This window comes from Gluconobacter sp. P1D12_c, assembly GCF_018812105.1.
Taxonomy (GTDB): Bacteria; Pseudomonadota; Alphaproteobacteria; order Acetobacterales; family Acetobacteraceae; genus Gluconobacter; species Gluconobacter oxydans_A.
The window spans coordinates 1-416 of record NZ_JACSIQ010000590.1; the positions used below are offsets into that span (position 1 = coordinate 1).

The 416-nt window shown below is 35.6% G+C and carries 1 protein-coding gene; it reads left to right on the forward strand.

From position 1 onward, the window contains the following. The coding region (locus KP705_RS18290; RefSeq protein ID WP_215765329.1) for a hypothetical protein at window positions 1–416 on the forward strand (416 nt) is incomplete at both ends.

Below are 416 nucleotides of genomic sequence, written 5' to 3' on the forward strand. Positions count from 1 at the left end.
ATTGTTATGGATATGGTAAAGAAGGAAAAATATAGAGAAATAGAGAGAGAAGTACAGAGGCTTGAAAATCTGTTCAATATAAAGGCTGTGCGATTGAAGGCACGTTATGAGACCAAGGCTATTCGTTATATGTTTGGGAATGGGGTCGAGGTTTATTGCGGTTGGGAAAAGCCTTACGTTATCATGACTTGTTTGCATGACCATTATATTGACCATTCTTTTCCTGTGAAGGATGTGAAAAGTTATAGAGATTATTTGCGTTGTCTTCCTTCGCATTCTTCTTTGTTTTTGGATTACATAGAAAGCAGTGGATATTTTTTTTTAAGATTCAACGAATATTTGAACGATGACGAGGATGATTTTTGTTACGAGTGTGTTTTTGTTAATGACAATAAAGATGAGATACGCCTTTGGGT